This window comes from Novosphingobium sp. BL-S-21 (assembly GCF_055521655.1).
On record NZ_CM145495.1, the window covers coordinates 1,971,448 to 1,989,723 of the forward strand.

The window sequence follows — 18,276 nt, forward strand, 5'->3', positions numbered from 1 at the left end:
TCGCTTTGCCTCAGGCCAATTCGGCCGTCCGCTCGCCGCTGCTTTCGAAGTAGCCGGACACATCGTCTGCCTCGATCGGGCGGCTGTAGAAGTAGCCCTGCAGATGCGTGCAGCCCGCGCTCTTGGTCGCGCCGATCAGATGGGCATCGCTGATCCCTTCCGCGACGACTTCGGCCCCGACATGGCGCGCCATGGTGACGGCAGCCTCCAGAACCGCGACCGAGGCCGGGTCCTGCCCCAGGTCCATCACCAGGCTGCGGTCCAGCTTCATGCGGTCGAACTTGAAGCTCTTGACCATCGACAGCGACGAATAGCCCGTGCCGAAATCGTCGAGCGCGATGCGGAAACCCAGGTTGCGTAGCATGTTGAGCGTCAGCAGGGCACGGGTATTGCGCTCTATCGACAGCGATTCCGTCACTTCCAGGAACAGGCGGCGCGGATCGACGCCATAACGCGCGCAGCAGTCGACCAGGAAGGCGCTGAACCCGTCGTGCTGCAATTGCAGGGGCGATAGGTTGATGCTCATGTCCATGTCGGGCCACCGCGCAAAGTCGTTCAGCGCGCGCTGGATGATCCATTCGCCCAGCCGCACCATCAAGCCGCTGCGCTCCGCGGCGGGGATGAACGTGGACGGGGGCACGTCGCCCAGTTCCGGATGGCGCCAGCGGACCAGCGCCTCGACTTCGCGGGTATTGCCATGAACCGAGTGGATCGGCTGATAGACCATGCGAAGCTGCTGTTTCTCGAACGCGGACTCCAGGTCCTTCTCCAGGGCCCGATCGACCGCCCGCTCTTCGGCCATCGAGGGCGAAAACGCCGTCGCGCAGTTGCGGCCGTTTTTCTTGGAGGCGTAAAGCGCCATATCGGCATTGCGCAGCGTTTCGTCGATCTCGACTTCCTGCGCGCCCGCAATATCGACCACGCCCAGCGAAGCGGTGATGGCCACCGCATATTCGCCCAGACTGAACGGCTCCCGCGCGGCATCGACCAGTCGGTTGGCGAGGTCCAGGCCGTCACGCTCGGGTTGCAGCGGCAGGCAGAGGGCGAATTCGTCCCCGCCCACCCGCGCGATGATGCCGTCCGGGCCGAGGATCGCCTTCATGCGCAGCCCGATCAGGCGCACCAGCTCGTCTCCGGCAGCGTGACCGTAATCGTCGTTGATATGCTTGAAGCGATCGATATCGATCAGCATGCAGGCGAAGCGGCGGTCTTCTCCGGCTGCGAGCAGCCGGCCGACGTCTTCCTGAAACGCGCGGCGGTTGGGCAGGCCGGTCGCCGCGTCGCTGAACGCCAGGTTCTTCACGGCCTTGGCATTCTTGCGGAAAGTTTCCAGCGGGCCGGACAGAGCCTTGAGTTCCTTCAGCTTGAACGCGCCGATCTCCAGATCGAGGTCGCCATCCGCGAGGCCTTGAAGATAGCCGTGCATGCGGCGGATCGCGGGCAAAATGTTGCGCAGGATGTCGAAGAGCACGAGCAAAACCACAAGAATGGTTACCAGCCCAGTGCCGAATACGAGCATCTGCCAGCGTTCGATCGAGGCGATCAACCGCTTCTGCGCCGCCTCCCGATTGGCATGAATGCGCAGCACGAGCGCATCGGCCAAGCGGCCCATGGAATTGTTGCGGCTTTCGATCCGGGCGATCAGATGCTTTCCGCCGGCTCCGCCAGCCTGGACCTCAAGGATCGCGGAGACGTGCCGATCGAGGTCGGCGAAGGGGTTCGATGCCTCCGGGAGGTCGGACAGCGCTGCACCGCTGCTGCGCAGCTTGGCGAGTTGGTCGCCGATGGCGATGGCAGAATCGGTAAGCTCGTCGCTGGTGCTGGTGGCATTGCTGGCTACCAGCCCGCGATTGGTCGCCATGCGCAGCTTGCCGACCGCCTCGGCGAACTGGTCCGCGTTTTCGGCGAGTGCGGATACCGCGATAAGACCGTCGCTTTCCTTGCGAAGCGCAAAGGCTTCCCGCTGCGTGACGACCTGCAAGAGCACGCTCAGCGCCGCGATCAGGCAAAGTGCGCCAACCAGCCTCGTTTCCAGCGATGCGAAGAAACGCGCGAATCCCGAATTCGTATTAGACATCATGCACCCGAATTTTGCGCGGATCTGCCCCGATCCGCTGCCGTTCGTCTGGTGCGGCTACGCCCTAATGGCTAACAAAAACTAATCTTGTCAGAGATTTAATTTCCGTAAGCGTCATTATTCTGTAATAATTGCTCTGTCGCCCACCCGGATATTTGCCTCTGGCGGGACATTCGGCGATTAGTTCGGCATCTTGCCGTAAAGTTCGGGCTATTTGTGCGTGAAGGCAGCCGCGATCTTCAGTTGCACTTCGTCCGATACCATCGGCACGCCGAATCCCAGGCCGAAATCGCTGCGCTTGATTTTGGTCGTGCCCTCGAACCCGACGTTATCGCCGCCGCCCATCTGCGGCGGCATCGAACCTGCGCCGTAGAAGCGCGCCGCCAGTGTGACCGGGCGAGTTATGCCGTTCAGTGTGAGGTTGCCCATCACGTCCGCTTCATCCGCGCCCTTGCGCTTCACGGCAGTGGAGACGAACGTTGCGTCAGTAGGCGTGGGCCCGAAAAAGTCTGCCTTTCCGCCGGCTTCCTTGGGCTTGGCCAGGAGATGCGCCGTAAGGCCGGCACTGGCCGTCGTCACTTTCGCGACAGGTATCGTCACCGAGACGCTGGCCTTTTCTGGCGCCTTGGGATCGATCTGCAAAGTGCCGGTAATGTCGCCGAACAGTCCGAAATAAGGCGAGAAGCCGAGGTGACCAACTTGCCATTCGACCAGAGTGTGATCGGGATCGGCCTGGTAGGTACCGGCGCGAACGAGGCTGGAGTCGCGCTTGCCGGGAGCTTCCATCGCGGGCGCTTGCGCCGACTGGGTCCTGGAGCCGCCGCCCTGCGCCAGAATCGGCGCCGTGGCTAGGGCGGCAGCAACTGCAGCAAGGCCGAAGGCGGCGGAAAGAGCCAGAGTGCGTCGCATGCAGGTTCCCCGGTGAGTCTGTTGTTCGGTGCGATGCTGCCGCGCACGCCACGGCCTGTCAAAACCATTTATGGCTGTTTTGGTGGCAATTCATGGCGTGTGACAAGAACGCCGGACGCGAATAGCTGTCTCAAAACGTATCATTCGGAAAAATTCGATGCGTATCAAATATCGAAAGACTTGCGCGAAGGCATTTGTAGTGCTCAAGACAGGTCGGGGGAAGCGTCAAACGAAACGGGTATGCACGATACTATGGTCAATGAAGCTCTTCTTGAACTCGCCGCCGATATCATCACGGCGCATGTCAGCAACAATTCGGTGGAGGCAGACCGCCTGCCGTCGCTGATCCAGGCCGTATATGGCTCGCTCGCGAAGCTCGGTCAGGCGCCCGAGCCGGTCGAGGAACAGCGCAAGCCGGCCGTTTCGGTTCGCTCTTCGGTCAAGCCGGATACGGTGACGTGCCTGGAGTGCGGCGAAAAGCTGAAGATGCTCAAGCGCCATCTCATGACCGACCACGGGCTCTCGCCGGACGATTATCGTGCCCGCTGGAATCTGCCGGCCGATTATCCGCTGGTGGCGCCCGAATATGCCCAGCGCCGCAAGGAACTGGCACACAAGATCGGCCTGGGCCGCAAGCCGCAGGTGGAAGAGGCGGAAAAGGTTGCCGAAAAGGCGCCTGCCAAGCCGAAGAAGGCTCCGCGCAAGAAAGCCGTCGTCGCCGCCGAAGGCGAATGACCGGCCAGTAACGAAAGGCTGGCGGTCGGCCAGAAACGGGGGTGTCCCCTTTCCCGTTTCGCGCCGAACCCTTCCATCCCGGACGACAAAAAAGCCGCTTCGAAAGGCTCGAAGCGGCTTTTTCGTTTTAGCCGGGCAATCCTCGGACCTGCAGCCTCAGGACGAGGCCGCAGCAGCCTCCAGGAAGGGCTGGACCCGCAGGCGAGGGAAGACCTCTTCCAGCGGCTTGATGTCCGGTAGTACGTATACGTACCCACCCTTCTTCTGGAACAGGGGCTGGACCCCCTTGTTGTAGAAGACCTTGGGAACATTGATGCAACCGAACGTGATGCGATTGTCCTCGATAGTCTTGGACAACATCCGTTCGCGTCGCTTTTCCTTCGGGTTTCCTACGGGGATCGTGTGGAGCGCCACGGAAGTCGCATAGTCGACCCAGAGAACCTTGTGGTTTCCTGCCGCCAATCCGAACTTCGCCAGGAAGCGGCCGGCAGGCGTGGTGCGCTCTGCCGGGCCGATTTCGGAAAGGGACTTGGTGCCGATGCCGGGTGTGGCCTCGTCACCAAGGGCTACGCCGATCAGGACCGGCGCATCGCTGAGTGCCTTGCCCTTTGCGCTGAACAAATAGGCCCTGGCGGCCTTCTTGTCGACGATGACATAGGGCAACGACCGGTTGTCCCCCGACGAGGCGATCCAGTCGGCGACGCGCGTGGCCTCATCCGATCTTCCAGCCTTCGCCTCTGCGGGCGCCTCCGGTTTGTCGGAGTCGTCCGCGTGCGACGGCGCCTCTGCCGGTGCGCTTTGCGCCGCACCCGCGGGCAGGGCAGCAAGAAGCGCCAATCCAGCAAGCGCCGGGAGAACATTGATCATTTTCGTATAGCACTCAGGGAAACGGTCGGCGCCAGAAGAGCGCCGACGCGGGAACGTCAGGATTCTATATCATTCGGGGCCGAAAGGCGACCTTAGTTGCGGGCGCGCTTGCGCTGGGCCTGCTGGAGCTGCTGCTCGACACCGTCGACACGGGCGTTCAGCTGGTCCAGACGCTGGCCATTCTGCTGAGCCTGACCGGAAGCGGCCTGCGCTTCGGAAAGGGCCTGCTGTGCCGTCGTGTCGGTGGCCTGTAGCTTGGTTTCGAGACCGTCGACCCGTTGGTTAACAACCGCGACCTGTTCGCGCACGAAACCCTTGGTGGCGCAGCCACCCAGACCCAGAGCGCCTACCAGCATTACGACAGCGGGGGCAAGTTTCGTCATAGACGGCGACATGGATTTTCTCCAATTGGTTAGTTTCAACCCATTTTCCCAAGCGCAGGCGCAGCGGTTCGACAATATGATTCTGTTCGAATGTGCATGGCGTCAGTTGAATTGATGCCAATAGGTACTTGAACACCCAAGAACGCACATCACCAATTGTTCCCGACACATCGGAAATACTTGTATTTAGCAGATTTTTTGTAAACGCATGCTTGGGCTCCGAAGCGCTGCGGCGCTCGGCTCCAGACATGACTTCCTCCCTCGGGCCGCAATTCCGGGCCTCGTTGTTAGGCGCGGTATGAACGGGCGAGGATGGACACGATATGAACGAAAGTGGACACGTTAAGGTTGCGCTCCGGCCCCGCCTTGGGGTTTTTACTAGGGTCGTTTGCAGGACAGGCGGCTCGAAGTTGCAGTAAGCAGCGAGGCTATCGCGCGCGAACGCGACGGCGAATTGCGATGCTTCTCGATGTGCGGCAGAATGACAGGCGGCATCCCAAGTATCGCCTGCGAACCAGAAGCCATGACTTCGGCAGTAGGCCGGGTCCCGATCTCTGCTGCAACGGGAAATGCAAGGCGGGTACAGGCCTGTAATATTCGCGAAGCCATGCACCGATAGGATGACAGCGAAAGGCCCGTCATGAAACTGAGTGCCATCGATCTTGCCAAGTTCGCGCCGGAAGCGCCGGCCGCCGATCCGGTGCCTGCCGGGGCGCCCTCGGCCAGTCTGGTCGCCAAGCGGTTCAGGTTTCTCACCGCCGACGGCCAGACCGCGACGCCGCTCGAACAGGAGGCGCTGCTTGGGCAGAACGACCTGCTCGACGTCAACTTCCTCGACCGCTGCATGATGGCGCGCCGCTGCGTCGGCCGCATCCGGGTCCAGGGCGGCGGACGGCAGGGATGGGCGACCGGCTTCCTGATCGCGCCCGGCGTGATTCTCACCAACCACCACGTCTTTCCGGATACCGCATCGGTTGCGAATTCGCGCATCGGCTTCGACTACTGGTTCGACGTTTCCGGCAATCGCCCCAGCGAGCCGGACGAATACGACCTGAACCCGGGCCTGCTCTATGTAAGCGACCCCGATCTCGACTATGCCGCAGTGGCCGTGGTGCCCCGGTCGCTGGCGGGCGCGGAAATCAGCCGGCGCGGCTATCTTCGCATGATCCCCGAAAGCGGCAAGGCCAAGGAGGGCGATTTCGTCACTCTCCTTCAGCATCCGGACGGCGTACCGATGCAGATCGCCCTGCGCGAAAACGAGGTGATCCGCGCCGCCGAGGATGAGCCCTACCTCTGGTACAAGGCCGACACGGCCCACGGATCGTCCGGCTCACCCGTGTTCAACGACAGCCTGCAACTGGTCGCGCTTCATGCCAATGGCCGGATTCGGCGCGAAGGCGGCGGCTATGTCCTGGCGACCGGCGGCACCGCCGAGACGCTGGAGGGATTGAGCGAGAGCGACGTGATCTGGGAAGCCAATGTCGGCTTCCGCATCAGCCGGATCAGCCGCAGCCTCCTGGAAGGCGTGCGCGCGAACTGGCCGGCACGCCTGGCCGACGTGGAAGCGGCCATGCGCGGCGGCGACGTGATGTCGAGCACGATCCGAGCTCTCGACGAGCAGACCGCCATTGCGCCCGGCGCGGCGCCGCGCCTGGAGAGCGAATGGCGCCCACGAGATGTTGTCGAGGCGGCCATCCTAACGCCAGCCAACCCGCCGCTGGACTGGACTCCGATGGGCGGGACAAGCATCGTCATTCCGCTCAAGTTGCGAATCTCGATCGAGACCGGCAGCGCCTCCATCTCGTCGGCCGCGCCCACAACATCCGGGGGCATCGAGGCGGAAGCCTACGAGATGCGCACGCCGCTGATCCATGACGGGCTCAGCGAAAGGCCCGGTTTCGATCCGCTCTTCCTGGGCGGCGCGGTTCCGGTGCCCGCGCCCTTCGTCTCCGAGGCGGGCAAGGCGGTGCTCGCGCCCCTGCTGGAGGGCGACGACCCCGAACTGCGCTACCGACATTTCTCCATCTGGATGCACAAGGAGCGGCGCCTGGGGCTCTACACCGCCGCCAATGTCGACTGGCGCAAGCGCGCGAAAATCGTCGACGGCCGGGCGACGACCCGCGCTTCCCTAGCCGGCTGGCCGCCGAACCGCAATTTCGCGGAACTCTGGGCCGAGGACCCCCGGCTCGATTCCCGCTACCAGTTGCCGGATGTGTTTTACACCGAAGACCGCGGCGCCTTCGACAAGGGCCATATCGTCCGCCGCGATGACGTATGCTGGGGCGAGCACTTCGACGAAATCCAAATGGCCAATGGCGACACGTTCCATGTCACCAATTGCTCGCCGCAGACCAAGGCCTTCAACCAGGGCGCTGCCGGGCAGGACAATTGGGGCGATCTAGAAACCGCGATCGCCGCCGTCACCCGGCAGGACACCGAAGCGGCCTGCATCTTCGCCGGCCCGATCTTCGGCGCTGCCGACCGGTGGTTTCACGGCAAGGACGCGGCCGGCCACGCGCGTATCCAGATCCCGGACCGGTTCTGGAAAATCGTCGTGGTCCGGGACGATGCCGGCTTCAAGGCCTATGGCTTCATCCTGGAGCAGGACGTCCGCGCCGTGACCGAGCAGGAATTCCACGTCACCGACAACTGGCTGGCGGCCTGGAAGCCGGTCAGCGCCATCGCCCGCGAACTGCGCGGCTGGCTGGACCTGGCGGCCCTGGCGGAGATTGACCAGCACGCGGACGCCTGATCGGCCATTGCCTTGCCGCCGAACTTTCAACGCGAGGGCGATTGAAGCGTGAGGGCGCCAGAGGGGCATTCACCGCGCACATAGTCCACCAGCGCCTTGGCCACCGAAGGGTGCAGCGTCAGAAACTCCCGCCGCCGATCCAGCGCATCGGGATAACGAACGAGCACACCCTGCTCCACCAGCCGCCGCACCAGGCGAAGCGCGGTCGTCATCGGCGCACCCGATGCAATGCAGGCGCTGGTAACGGAGACCTTGCGATCCTCGAACCGGGCCAGCAACAGGTCCAGCAGCATTTCCCAGGCGGGATCGCCGAACAGCTCTCCGCCGCCGATCGCGCGCCGGACCGCCGCGTCGCGCAGCAGGCCGCGGAGATATTCGGGCAGCGCCATGGGCGGGGATTCCGACCGAGCCGGTTCCTCAAGAGCAAGGCCGGACATCGGCGCCGGGTAGGTTGCCGCGGTGCCCGGTGCAGCACGCGGCTCCGCCTTGCGCGGTTCGATCAGCCCGGCCACGCGGTTGAGATCGCGCGACAGGTCGAGCAGGCGATCGGACAGTGACGCCCCGCCCCCCGGCGCGCCTTTCATGGCTCGGCGCAGGGCACGGGCGAGGCTGTCGGGCACGAGGGGCTTTTCCAGCAGGTCCACCACGGAGGCGCGCAAGGCCGTTAGCACGAGTTCCTTGCTCGGCCGCGCCGCGGTGAGAATCACTTTCGGCGCGCCCCTCCCCTGCCCCCGCCCATAGGGATTCTCGCGGGCAAGCGCGTCGACGAAAGACAGCTCTCCCGTGCCGGGAAAGCCGCTGTCGACAGCGGCGACGCCTGCCTCGCCTCGCTCCAGCAAGGCATGAGCCTCGCGCGCGTCGCTGGCGGAAATGCTGTTGAAACCAAGGCGCCGGACTTCGGCGAGGCACTGGGATTTGGAGTCTTCATCAAGATCGAGGACCAGGACGGCATCGTCCCTCCCCAACATCGCATCCAACGTCATGTAACCGTTTTTCTCTGGCGACTTTCGGGCCCGTTGCCCCGCGGCGGCACATAGGAGAAACGAAAGGCGCGGCGACAATCTAGGTTATCTGCAACGAAAGAATCGCAAGAATTCATCTTGCGATCATCTTCGTCGCTACAGTCTTGTCGCAAGGTCGCGCGTAAAACGGCGGCTATTCGCAAAAGTGTACGCTTCGCCAAGGCCGGATGCGCGCGGCTCCGTCTTGCAATCGGGATCGCTGCATTCGCGGGCGATGAAACAAGGAGTCTGACCCGGTGAAGATTTTCAAGGCATGGCATCATCTCGGGCTCGCAAGCGCCGTGTTGCTGGGCGCCTGCGCGACTTTGCCGCAGGACGGCGCAGCCCCCGCAGCGACAGGCGAGGCGGAAACCATCGCCATCTCGGTCGGCCCCTGCTTCGGCTTCTGCCCGGTCTACGAAGCGGCCATCGCCCCCACCGGCGCGGTCACGTTCAACGGCATGCGCCACACCGTGGTGCTGGGCGAGCGCCAGCGCGCCGCAGGCGAGGCGAGCTACCGCGCCCTGGCCGCCGATCTCGCGCCCTACCGTCCGCAGACCGGAACGACGGCCACCGTCGAATGCGAGGCGGCGATCAGCGACACGTCCACGTATACCATCACCTGGACCGATCCGCGTGGCGGCAAGACCGTGGCCCGCCACCAGCGCGGTTGCCGGGGCGGGCCGGGTCAGGCGCTGGACGGCCTGCTGCAAGAGGTACCCGCGCGGTTGGGGATCGAGGACTGGGCAAAGCAGATTACCCGGCCGGGCGAATCGCGGGGCTGATCGCCGGGTGCCCAGCTGAGCCTGAGCCAGCTGCCACGACGCGGCCGGCTGAGGTCAGGCTGGGGCTCAGGCGGGCTTGCGCGCGATCTCCACGGCCTTGACCAGCATTTCGGCCGTCGCCGCGCCGGGTAGCAGGTAGGAGCCGATGACCATGGCCGGCGTTCCGGTCAGGTCCATGCCCTCGGCCAGCCGGGCGGTGCGGGCCAGCGCGGCGTCGATATCGGCCTTGTGCGCGGCCAGGTCGGCATTGAGGCGCGTGCGGTCGACCCCGGCTCGCTGGGCGGCAAGCTGGATGGCCTGGGAATCGAGCCGCCCGCTGGTTTCCATCAGCGCATCGTTGAAGGCGGCGTGCTTGCCCTGATAGCGCGACGCCAGTGCCGCGCGGGCCGCCTCGATGGAGGGCGCCCCGAAGATCGGCCAGTCGCGATAGACCACGCGGACCTTCTTGTCCTGCTGCAGGAACTGCTTCAGCGAAACGTGGAGCTTGCGGCAATAAGGGCACTGGTAGTCGGAGAAGACGACGATGGTGACGTCGTAACCGGCCGGGGCCACGCTCGGCATCGCCGGATCGTCCTGCAGCGATTTGAGCAGGGCCGCGCGCCCGTCCGGCGCGGCGAAGGCGGGTTGAACCGAAACCGCGCCAAGGCCGAACGCCAGCGCCGCGCAGGCCATCCATGCTGCTGCGATCCGGGTCAGACCCCGAGCCCGCCATTTCATCATTCCCAGTTCCTTCGATGGTAGCACGCGGCGCGCCAGACCCTTAGATCGTAAACCGCCCTAGAAGCAGGTGCGCGGCGGGAATGCCACCCCGAATGTGCCGCGCACGCCCCGCGCCGAAGGACCGGCGGTGTTTGGCCCGGCGGTGTCTGGCAAACCCAGCCAAATAGTTTGTTGCAAACCATTCGCAATATTATACAGGGCCGAAGCATGACCGCGCCGCGTCCTGACCCCGCGTTCCACGCTACTTCCGCGCCTCGGGGAAATACCCGCTCGGTGCGGGTCGTGGCATTGGGCGTGACCGGGGCGCTGCATCTGGTCGCCGTGGCCGTGGCGGCGGTGGCGCTCTCCTGGCAGAACGCAGGCCGTCAGGACCGCACGGTCCCGGCCACGCTGCCCACTTTCACGCTGCGCGCGCAGGACCTGCCGCACGACAGGCTCCGCTCCGGCGCGGCGGAAAGGCCGGAGAAGGCGGCCCTGCTGCCGGTGAAGGCCGATCACCCGCGCACGGCGCCCGCCGCTGCCCTGTCGCAGGATCCGGGCGAGGCCGCTCCGGCGGGCGAACAGGGCGGACGCGACACGGATCTGGCGCAAGTCACGCAGGCCTATCGCCGGGCGATCATGGCCCGGCTGGAGGAGAGCCGCCGCTATCCCGATGCCGCGCTTCGCGCCGGATGGCAGGGCGATGGCGCCGTTCTCTTCCGCATCGAACGCAGCGGGCGCCTGCTCGATGCCACTCTCGTCTCCGGCACCGGCCGCGCCGAACTCGACCGCGCGGCGGCCGAGATCGTCAGGCGTGCCGCCCCCTTCCCCGCGATCCCCGATGCCCTGCCGGACGAACTGGCCATCACCATGCCGGTGTCCTTCCTGATCGAGAACCGGACGCCGCCCCGCACGGCCACGGCATCGGCGCCATGAGCGGCACGGACGCGCGAATCTTCGACCACTATCACAAGTCGCTGGCGGCCTATGTCGGCTCGCTGGTCGATTCGCCGCCCGCCGCCGCCGACATCGTGCAGGAAACCTGGGCGCGGGCCATTCCCTCGCTGCGCGCCGGCACGGTCGAGAATCCGCGCGCCTTCCTCTACCGCGTGGCCCGCAATCTGGTGAACGACCGCGCGCGCGACCGGCGGAAATGGATGCCCTGGCTGGCCGGCGAGGAGGCCGGCGCGGTCGTGGCGGACGATACCCCCTCGCCCGAACGCCACGCCCTGGCGCAGGACCGGCTGCGGCTGGTGTTGGAACTCGTGGAGGACCTGCCGCCCCGTTGCCGCGAGATATTTGCCTTGCGCAAGTTCGATGGTCTCGATCAGGCGGAGATCGCCGCCCGCTTCGGCATTACCCGCGGCGCGGTGGAGAAACAGCTGCGCCACGCCCTGCTCGTGCTGGCCGCGCGTCTTGGCGAAATCGACGAGGCAGGATGATGCGAAACCCGAAAAGAACGGGGTGCGATGTCGTGTTTTGCCCGCCGGCTGCGTCATGGGAATCGAAGCCGCTCGCGAAAGGGACCCTGCCGTGAACGAGACCCCGGCAACTCCTGCCGAGAACCCCGCGATTCCGCGCTCCCTTGCCGAGACGGCGGCCGATTGGATCGTGCGCCGCGACGGGGGCGACCTCTCGCCCGAAGAGATCCGCGCTTTCGACGCCTGGCGCGCCGAGCCCGCGCATCGGCGGGCTTTCGAGCGGATGGAAGTGCTTTGGGGCATCCTGGACGGCGAACCGGCGATGCCGACCGAACGGGAGGCGCCGCGGCCGGCAGCGGAGAACCTGGAACGGGCGCCACCGCAATCCGCCCTGCCCTCTCCGCGCCAGCGCCCCCATAAGCGCTGGGCAGCACGCGGCCGGAGTACAGCGCCTCGCCCGCGCAAACATGCCATCCGCAGAGGCGCTGCCCTGGCCGCTTCGCTCGCGCTGGTCGTGCTGGGCACGGTGCAGGACTGGGCGACGTGGCTGCAGGCGGACTATGCCACCGCTATCGGCGAGCGGAAAACCGTCGCGCTCGAAGATGGTTCGACCGTCGAACTCGACAGCGGCTCGGCCATTGCTCTGGACTTTTCCTCCGCCCGGCGCGGCGTTCGGCTCCTGGCTGGCGCGGCCGAGTTCCGGGTCGCACCGGACCGCGCCCGGCCCTTCACCGTGGCGGCAGCGGGCGGCCGCGCCACCGCGCTCGGCACGGTCTTCGCCATACGCGAAAGCGGCAAGTACGCCGAAATCGTCGTGACCGAGCACCGGGTCCGGGTGGCCGGGCAAGGCCGCTCGCACGTCGTCGGCGAAGGGCAGCGCGCCGATTTCGCGGCGGACCGGCTCGGCCCGGTCGAACCGGCCGGCAGCGGCGCCACCGCCTGGACACGCGGGCGGCTGGTGGTGGTCGACCGGCCGCTGGGAGAAGTCTTGTCGGAAATCGCGCGCTATCGGCACGGTTACATCGGCGTAACCGGCCCCGCCGCCACGATGCGGGTAAGCGGCGTCTACGACCTCGACCACCCGCTCGCCGCGATCGACAGCATCGAGCGAAGCCTGGGCCTTGCCTCGTTCCGCCTGTCCAGCCGCCTGATCGTGCTTCATCGCTGAGGCGCGGATCGGGTCCGGCTGGGCTGGACCAGGGCGCTCCTGACTCAGCGCGACCGGGCAGAAAAAATTTCGCCGCCCTGGTCGTCATTTTCCTCCCAACTCCGTCTTGGTTCTGAGAATGCGTCGCAACAGCATAATGCACGCCTCGAAACGAGCAGTGAGGGAACACGTTCAATGATCGCTAAGATGGGGAATCGCCGCGATGGCGCGCGCCTGATGGCCGCGGCTTTGCTTGCGGGTACGGCAATGACGAGCGGCGCCACGCTGTTCGCAGCACCCGCAGCGGCGCAGGCTTCCGGAGAGACGCATGCCTATGCAATTCCCGCCGGAACGCTGAGCGATGCCCTGAACCGTTTTGCCGAACAGAGCGGCTTGCAGCTCAACTACGATGCCGCGCTGACGCAGGGCCGCACCAGTTCCGGGCTCGCCGGCCAGATGCCCTGGCGCGACGCCCTGGCCCGGCTGCTCTCGAACACCGGCCTGGTCCCGCGCACGACGGGCGCCGATGCCGTCACCATCGGCCGCGCCACGACCGGCGCGATGACGCTCGACACCCTGGAAGTCGAAGGCCGCGCCGCCACTGCCCTGGCGGCCGGCACGGACGAAGGGAATGCCGCGGACTATGACGAGGACGAACGCGCCGGACGCAACTCGCCGATCCTCGTCACTGGCCACAACCAGCAGATCGACGTCGCCGCCAGCACCGGTCCCTGGGGCGGCAAGGCCATCGTCGACACGCCCTATTCGATCAACGTCACGTCGAGCGACCTGATCGAGAACGTCGTCGCTTCCAGCATGGACCAGATGTTCAAGATGAACCCGGTGGTCCAGAACTCGGCGCCCTCCACGGTCTACGGCACGCCTTACGTCACGATCCGCGGCTTCGATTCCCAGAAGGGCGTGGTCGACGGGCTGCGCCTCTCCTCCACCCTTACCGGCATCTCGATGGAGGAATTGCAGCAGGTCGAGATCATGAACGGCCTGTCCGGCTTCATGTACGGCGCGGGCAATCCGGGCGGCGTCACCAACTATGTCCTCAAGCGCCCCACCTACAGCCGCACCATGGACGTGACCCTGGGCAATTACGGCAACGAGCAGTTCTTCGCGCACCTCGACATGGGCAACCGGATCGACGCGGACGGCGTGCTCGCCTATCGGCTGAACGTCGCCTATCAGGACGGCGAAACCGCCAAGAAGAACCAGAACATCGCGCGGACGCTGATCAGCGGGGCAGTGGACTGGAACGTCACTCCAAACCTCCTCGTCCAGGTCGAGGGCGCGCATACCTACTACCGCATCGACGGCATCGATTCCCGCTTCTACGCCTATGCGAACAGCAGCTACGGCGCGCTGAACTACTGGATCGACCCGCTCGAAAACGACCAGACCTACACGCCGCCCTGGACCTTTCTCCAGGTCAAGACCGACCGGATCGGCGTCAACGCCAAGTGGAAGATCGACGATACCTTCAGCCTGAGAACCGCTTACATCTACAAGCGCGACGCTCAGGAATCGCTCAACATCTATCCTGCCTTCTTCGCGGATTCCGGCTTCGTGAACGGCTGGCCCTCGCGCAGCGCGCCCTCCTACAACATCGCGCAGGGCGCCTATGCCTATCTCGACAGCGAATTCCATACCGGCGGCATCCGGCACCGTCTGACCCTGGGCGTCTCGGGAGACGTGCTGCGCGTGAAGCGGCATGTCGTCAGCTCCGTCAGCGCGGTGCAGTCCCCGGCCTACACCGATCCCAACGATCTCATGACCTGGGCCATGCCCGATGCGCTCAATACATACGATTGGGGCGCTCTCTATCGGTCAGCCTTCTCGAAGAACACCAATGTGGTCCTTGGCGACGACATCCAGTTCACCGAACAGTTCGGCGCGCTGGTCGGCGTGAACCGCACCACGCTGGTCTCGAAGAACTACACGGCCACGGGCGCTGTTTCGTCGGGCTACGACAAGACCGCCTATACGCCGACCGTCTCGCTGGTGTTCAAGCCGGTCCCGCGCGTGACGACTTACGCCAGTTACATGCAGGGCCTGGAACAGGGATCGACCGTTCCCGACGATGCCACGCTCTACAACAATCCCGGGCAGATTCTGAAGCCGTTCATCTCCAAACAGGTCGAGCTTGGCGCCAAATATGCGCCGATCGATGCGCTGCTGATTACCGCCGCGATCTACCGGATCGAAAAGGCCAATTCCTACGAGGACCGGTCTTCGGACGGCAAGATCACCATCAACCAAGACGGCTTGCAGGTGCACAAGGGCATCGAGCTGACCGCGACCGGCCATGTCACCGGCAACCTGTCCGTCCTGGTGGGCGGATCGATCATGGACCTTGCGGTGAAGAAAGCCACCAATGCCGCTCTCGCCGGCAAGCGCCCCACCGGGGTAAGCGACATGCTGGCCAAGATCTACCTCGACTACGCCATCCCCGTGGTTCCCGGCCTTTCCGTCAGCGCCGGTGCCTATCACTCGGGTAAGATGTACAAGGACCCCGCCAATCTTCAGGAGATTCAGGGCAACACGGTCTTCGACCTTGGCCTGCACTACGCCACGCGCATCGACGGCCACGCCGTGCGCTTCGATCTCAGCGCCACCAACCTAACCGACAAGAACTACTGGATCACCACCAGCCAGCTCGGCATCCCGCGCAACGTGGCGTTCTCGATGAAGTTCGGGTTCTGACCCTCCTTCCGGAAATCCGCTGAAAAGCAATGCACGCAGGCGCGCTCCGGCGCCTGCGTGCATTGCGCCAATTCCCATTCCCCGCGACCGGCTGCAGGCCGCGACGCGCTGCAATCGGGGACGAAACAAGAGTGATACCGTCATGAAGCAGGGCTTGCGCCAATCGATGGCATGGCTGCACACCTGGGTGGGGCTCGTTCCCGGATGGGTGCTCTACGTCATCTTCGTGTTCGGGACGGCAGCGTTCTTCCAGAACGAGATCGACGCCTGGATGCGCCCCGAACTCTCGTCCGGCACGCAAGTGACGCCGCGCGCCCTGGCCTCGGCAGATGCGGCGCTGCGGGCGCGGGGGGCGGGCGCGAAGAGCTGGTCCGTTTCCATGCCCTCGCCCCGCGGTGGCAGCGGCCTCATTCTTTCGTGGCGGATGCCGGGTGCCGACCGGCACGATCGGACGTCCCTGGTTCTGGACCCCGAAACCGGCCAGGAGATCCAGCTTCGCGAGACAAAGGGCGGTTTCTTCCTCTACCTCTACCGCTTCCATTTCGATCTCCACTACATGCCGGTCAGTTGGGCGCGCTATCTCGTCTGCGTGGCGGCGCTCGCCATGCTGGTCGCGATTCTTTCCGGCGTGGTGACGCACAAGAAGATCTTCACCGACTTCTTCATGATGCGCTTCGGCAAGGGGCAGCGCAGCTGGCTGGACGCGCACAACGCCACGGCCGTGCTGGTCCTGCCGTTCCATCTGATGATCACGTATACCGGCCTTGCGACCCTGCTGTTCACGCTGATGCCCTGGGCAATCTCCGCCAACTTCCCGGACCGGCAGGAATTCTACCGCAGCGTCTTTGCCTCCAGTCCCGAACGCGAAGCCAGCGGCATGCCTGCAGCCACGGTCCCGCTCGCACAGATGGTCGCCGCGGCAGGCCGGGAGTGGCGCGGCGCCGTGCCCAGCTACGTCGGCATCGACAACCCCGGAGACGCCGCCGCCACGGCCTCCCTCTACGCCCGCCGCGAAGACTGGAAAAACGACCGCCTCGACACACTCTACCTCGACGGCGCGAGCGGCAGGGTCCTGCCCTCCACCCGCGCCGCGCCCGGCGGCGCCACGGCGACCCACCGCGTGATGGTGGACCTACACACCGCCTGGTTCGCCGGCTACGGCCTGCGCTGGCTCTACTTCCTTTCCGGGCTCGGCGGCACCGCCATGGCCGCGACCGGCCTCTGCCTGTGGTGCGTCAAGCGGCGCGCCAAGTTGCCCGACCCCGCCCGCCCCCACTTCGGTTTCCGACTGGTCGAGCGACTGAACATCGGTTTCATCGCCGGTGCCCCGCTCGGTATCGCCGCCTATTTCATCGCCAACCGGCTGCTGCCGCAAGCCATGGCCCACCGCGCTGACTGGGAAGTCAACGCGTTGTTCATCGCCTGGGGCGGCTCCCTGGTCTGGGCGTTTTCCCGTCTGGCCAAGCGGGCGTGGGTCGAAACGCTGGCCGCCTGCGCCGCGCTTTTCGCCGCCGTGCCACTGCTCAACCAAATGACGACCGCGCGCGGGCTGCTCCAGAGCCTGCCCAGCGCAGACTGGACTTTCGCGGCCTTCGACTTGGCCATGCTGGCCCTGGCCGCAGGCTTCGCCTTCACGGCCCGGAAGGTCGCTAGCCACAAGCCCCGTTCGGCACCGGCGCGCAAGCAGCGCCCCCCTGTGGAGGCCGCCGCATGATCCATCTCGCCACGGAGCTCCTTTCACTGGCAGGCTTCGCGCTCCTGCTCATGGCGATGCCGCGCCATCAACAGGACTGGCTGCGACGCAAGTTGCCGCCAGGTACGAGCCGTCTGCTGAAACTGGGCGGACTGGCCCTGCTCGCGGCCGGCTTCGCCCTGGCAGGGCAAGGCCTGGGCTGGGGCTACGGCACTGTCGCCTGGTGCGGATGGCTCTCGGCCGGCGCCGCCATCACCCTCACCGCCCAGACCAATCGCGAGCGCATCCTTGCCCGGTGGCGCCAATAATGGAACCGAAGGACCCCGTCATGCCCAAGGCTCCTTCCCGTCTTTCCCTATCCGGCGCCCGCTTGCTCATGCCCGGCGAAGCCGCCCGCTACCGCTGGTCGGTAGCGGCGCGAACGCTGGCAGGAACGCTGGGCGCCTATGGCGTCACCGCCCTCGCCACGGTTGCCCTCTCCCTCATTCTGGCAGCGTTCGGCATGAACCGGGCGGAAGCGGTCACGGCCGCCACCCTGGGGAGCTACGCCCTCTTCGCCGTCGTGGCCATGACCGTGTTCCACGCGAAAAGCGCCCTGCGCGCCTGGCTCGGCCTGACCGCGGCAGCCCTGCCGCTGATGCTTCTTGCCCGGCTGCTGATGCCGGCTGCCCAGCCCCTCCTCTAGAGCGCCTCGATCCTCTCCGGCATCAGTCTGCCGAGCATCAGGTCGCGGAAGGCGATCCAGTTACCCTTCATGCGTCCGGCACGGTCAATCCACGGTTCGGGCTTGAAGGTCTTGAGATGATTGGCCAGCACGTTGCGCACCAGATAGAGCGGATTGACGACTTGCGAATAGCCCAGCCGGACGCCCGAAGTACGGCCATATTTCACGGCCTGATGCACCCCGGAAAAGGCAAAAGTCTTGACGATCCGCCCCCGCGACGACAGCGAGGCAGCGAAGTCGACGTCTTCCTGCCAGCCGTAAAGCCGCAGCCGCTCGTCGAACCGGCATGACCCAATGGCCGAGGCGCGATAGACCATGTTGCAACCGTAAAGCCCCTCAAGGCTGGTGACGATGCAATTGGGGCTGAAGTC

17 protein-coding genes are annotated in these 18,276 nt (G+C 65.4%); 10 read left to right on the forward strand and 7 right to left on the reverse strand.

All coding sequences use genetic code 11. The features are described from left to right. Positions 1 to 10: 10 nt before the first annotated feature. Together ACZ1J6_RS07815 and ACZ1J6_RS07820 are read right to left on the reverse strand one after the other, a co-directional pair. Positions 11 to 2,080: a putative bifunctional diguanylate cyclase/phosphodiesterase gene (locus ACZ1J6_RS07815; protein WP_465127248.1), complete on the reverse strand. Its 2,070-nt coding sequence runs from the start codon at positions 2,078 to 2,080 to the stop codon at positions 11 to 13. Positions 2,081 to 2,287: 207 nt separating this feature from the next. Then, entirely contained in the window at positions 2,288 to 2,986 is a 699-nt protein-coding gene (locus ACZ1J6_RS07820; protein WP_431568915.1) for a YceI family protein, read from the reverse strand. Between the two features lie 252 nt (positions 2,987 to 3,238). Here ACZ1J6_RS07820 and ACZ1J6_RS07825 point away from each other — a divergent pair, with 252 nt between their 5' ends. Beyond that, entirely contained in the window at positions 3,239 to 3,721 is a 483-nt protein-coding gene (locus ACZ1J6_RS07825; RefSeq protein ID WP_132267893.1) for a Ros/MucR family transcriptional regulator, read from the forward strand. A gap of 156 nt (positions 3,722 to 3,877) precedes the next feature. On the opposite strand, the gene ACZ1J6_RS07830 is transcribed toward ACZ1J6_RS07825, so the two are convergent. Together ACZ1J6_RS07830 and ACZ1J6_RS07835 are read right to left on the reverse strand one after the other, a co-directional pair. Continuing rightward, the gene (locus ACZ1J6_RS07830) at positions 3,878 to 4,588 is read right to left on the reverse strand and encodes a hypothetical protein (RefSeq protein ID WP_465127249.1); all 711 of its coding nucleotides are present in this window, start codon (positions 4,586 to 4,588) and stop codon (positions 3,878 to 3,880) included. Between the two features lie 92 nt (positions 4,589 to 4,680). Next, positions 4,681 to 4,983: a hypothetical protein gene (locus tag ACZ1J6_RS07835; RefSeq protein ID WP_132267896.1), complete on the reverse strand. Its 303-nt coding sequence runs from the start codon at positions 4,981 to 4,983 to the stop codon at positions 4,681 to 4,683. Positions 4,984 to 5,611: 628 nt separating this feature from the next. On the opposite strand from ACZ1J6_RS07835, the gene ACZ1J6_RS07840 reads away from it, so the two are divergent. Further along, positions 5,612 to 7,723: a DNA/RNA non-specific endonuclease gene (locus ACZ1J6_RS07840; protein WP_431568913.1), complete on the forward strand. Its 2,112-nt coding sequence runs from the start codon at positions 5,612 to 5,614 to the stop codon at positions 7,721 to 7,723. A 26-nt stretch (positions 7,724 to 7,749) separates the two neighbouring features. Here the strand turns inward: ACZ1J6_RS07840 and ACZ1J6_RS07845 are convergent, their stop codons facing one another. Next, positions 7,750 to 8,706 (reverse strand): response regulator, encoded by a 957-nt coding sequence (locus tag ACZ1J6_RS07845; RefSeq protein ID WP_465127250.1) that lies wholly within the window; start codon positions 8,704 to 8,706, stop codon positions 7,750 to 7,752. A 275-nt stretch (positions 8,707 to 8,981) separates the two neighbouring features. Here ACZ1J6_RS07845 and ACZ1J6_RS07850 point away from each other — a divergent pair, with 275 nt between their 5' ends. After that, on the forward strand, positions 8,982 to 9,509 hold the full coding sequence (locus ACZ1J6_RS07850) for a DUF6438 domain-containing protein (RefSeq protein WP_431568911.1): 528 nt from the start codon (positions 8,982 to 8,984) through the stop codon (positions 9,507 to 9,509). A 66-nt stretch (positions 9,510 to 9,575) separates the two neighbouring features. Here ACZ1J6_RS07850 and ACZ1J6_RS07855 read toward each other — a convergent pair whose 3' ends face one another. Then, entirely contained in the window at positions 9,576 to 10,226 is a 651-nt protein-coding gene (locus ACZ1J6_RS07855; protein ID WP_431568910.1) for a DsbA family protein, read from the reverse strand. A 210-nt stretch (positions 10,227 to 10,436) separates the two neighbouring features. Between ACZ1J6_RS07855 and ACZ1J6_RS07860 the strand changes: the two genes are divergently transcribed. From ACZ1J6_RS07860 to ACZ1J6_RS07890, 7 genes are all read left to right on the forward strand, one after another. Then, entirely contained in the window at positions 10,437 to 11,144 is a 708-nt protein-coding gene (locus ACZ1J6_RS07860) for an energy transducer TonB (RefSeq protein ID WP_431568909.1), read from the forward strand. After that, a complete protein-coding gene (locus ACZ1J6_RS07865; protein WP_431568908.1) occupies positions 11,141 to 11,650 on the forward strand; it encodes an RNA polymerase sigma factor in 510 nt (169 codons plus the stop codon). The genes ACZ1J6_RS07860 and ACZ1J6_RS07865 overlap by 4 nt, the downstream gene beginning before the upstream one ends. A 91-nt stretch (positions 11,651 to 11,741) precedes the next feature. Further along, positions 11,742 to 12,797 carry a FecR family protein gene (locus ACZ1J6_RS07870; protein WP_431568907.1) on the forward strand — a complete coding sequence of 352 codons (1,056 nt, stop codon included), beginning with the start codon at positions 11,742 to 11,744 and terminating at the stop codon, positions 12,795 to 12,797. A 174-nt stretch (positions 12,798 to 12,971) separates the two neighbouring features. Further along, positions 12,972 to 15,488: a TonB-dependent siderophore receptor gene (locus ACZ1J6_RS07875; protein WP_431568906.1), complete on the forward strand. Its 2,517-nt coding sequence runs from the start codon at positions 12,972 to 12,974 to the stop codon at positions 15,486 to 15,488. Positions 15,489 to 15,630: 142 nt separating this feature from the next. Continuing rightward, positions 15,631 to 17,202 carry a PepSY-associated TM helix domain-containing protein gene (locus ACZ1J6_RS07880; RefSeq protein ID WP_465127251.1) on the forward strand — a complete coding sequence of 524 codons (1,572 nt, stop codon included), beginning with the start codon at positions 15,631 to 15,633 and terminating at the stop codon, positions 17,200 to 17,202. Beyond that, a complete protein-coding gene (locus tag ACZ1J6_RS07885) occupies positions 17,199 to 17,489 on the forward strand; it encodes a DUF3325 domain-containing protein (RefSeq protein WP_465127252.1) in 291 nt (96 codons plus the stop codon). Before ACZ1J6_RS07880 ends, ACZ1J6_RS07885 begins: the two co-directional genes overlap by 4 nt. A gap of 20 nt (positions 17,490 to 17,509) precedes the next feature. Then, positions 17,510 to 17,866 carry a hypothetical protein gene (locus ACZ1J6_RS07890; RefSeq protein ID WP_431568903.1) on the forward strand — a complete coding sequence of 119 codons (357 nt, stop codon included), beginning with the start codon at positions 17,510 to 17,512 and terminating at the stop codon, positions 17,864 to 17,866. On the opposite strand, the gene ACZ1J6_RS07895 is transcribed toward ACZ1J6_RS07890, so the two are convergent. Beyond that, positions 17,863 to 18,222 carry a hypothetical protein gene (locus ACZ1J6_RS07895; protein ID WP_431568902.1) on the reverse strand — a complete coding sequence of 120 codons (360 nt, stop codon included), beginning with the start codon at positions 18,220 to 18,222 and terminating at the stop codon, positions 17,863 to 17,865. The two genes, ACZ1J6_RS07890 and ACZ1J6_RS07895, sit on opposite strands and share 4 nt — an antisense overlap. Positions 18,223 to 18,276 lie beyond the last annotated feature (54 nt).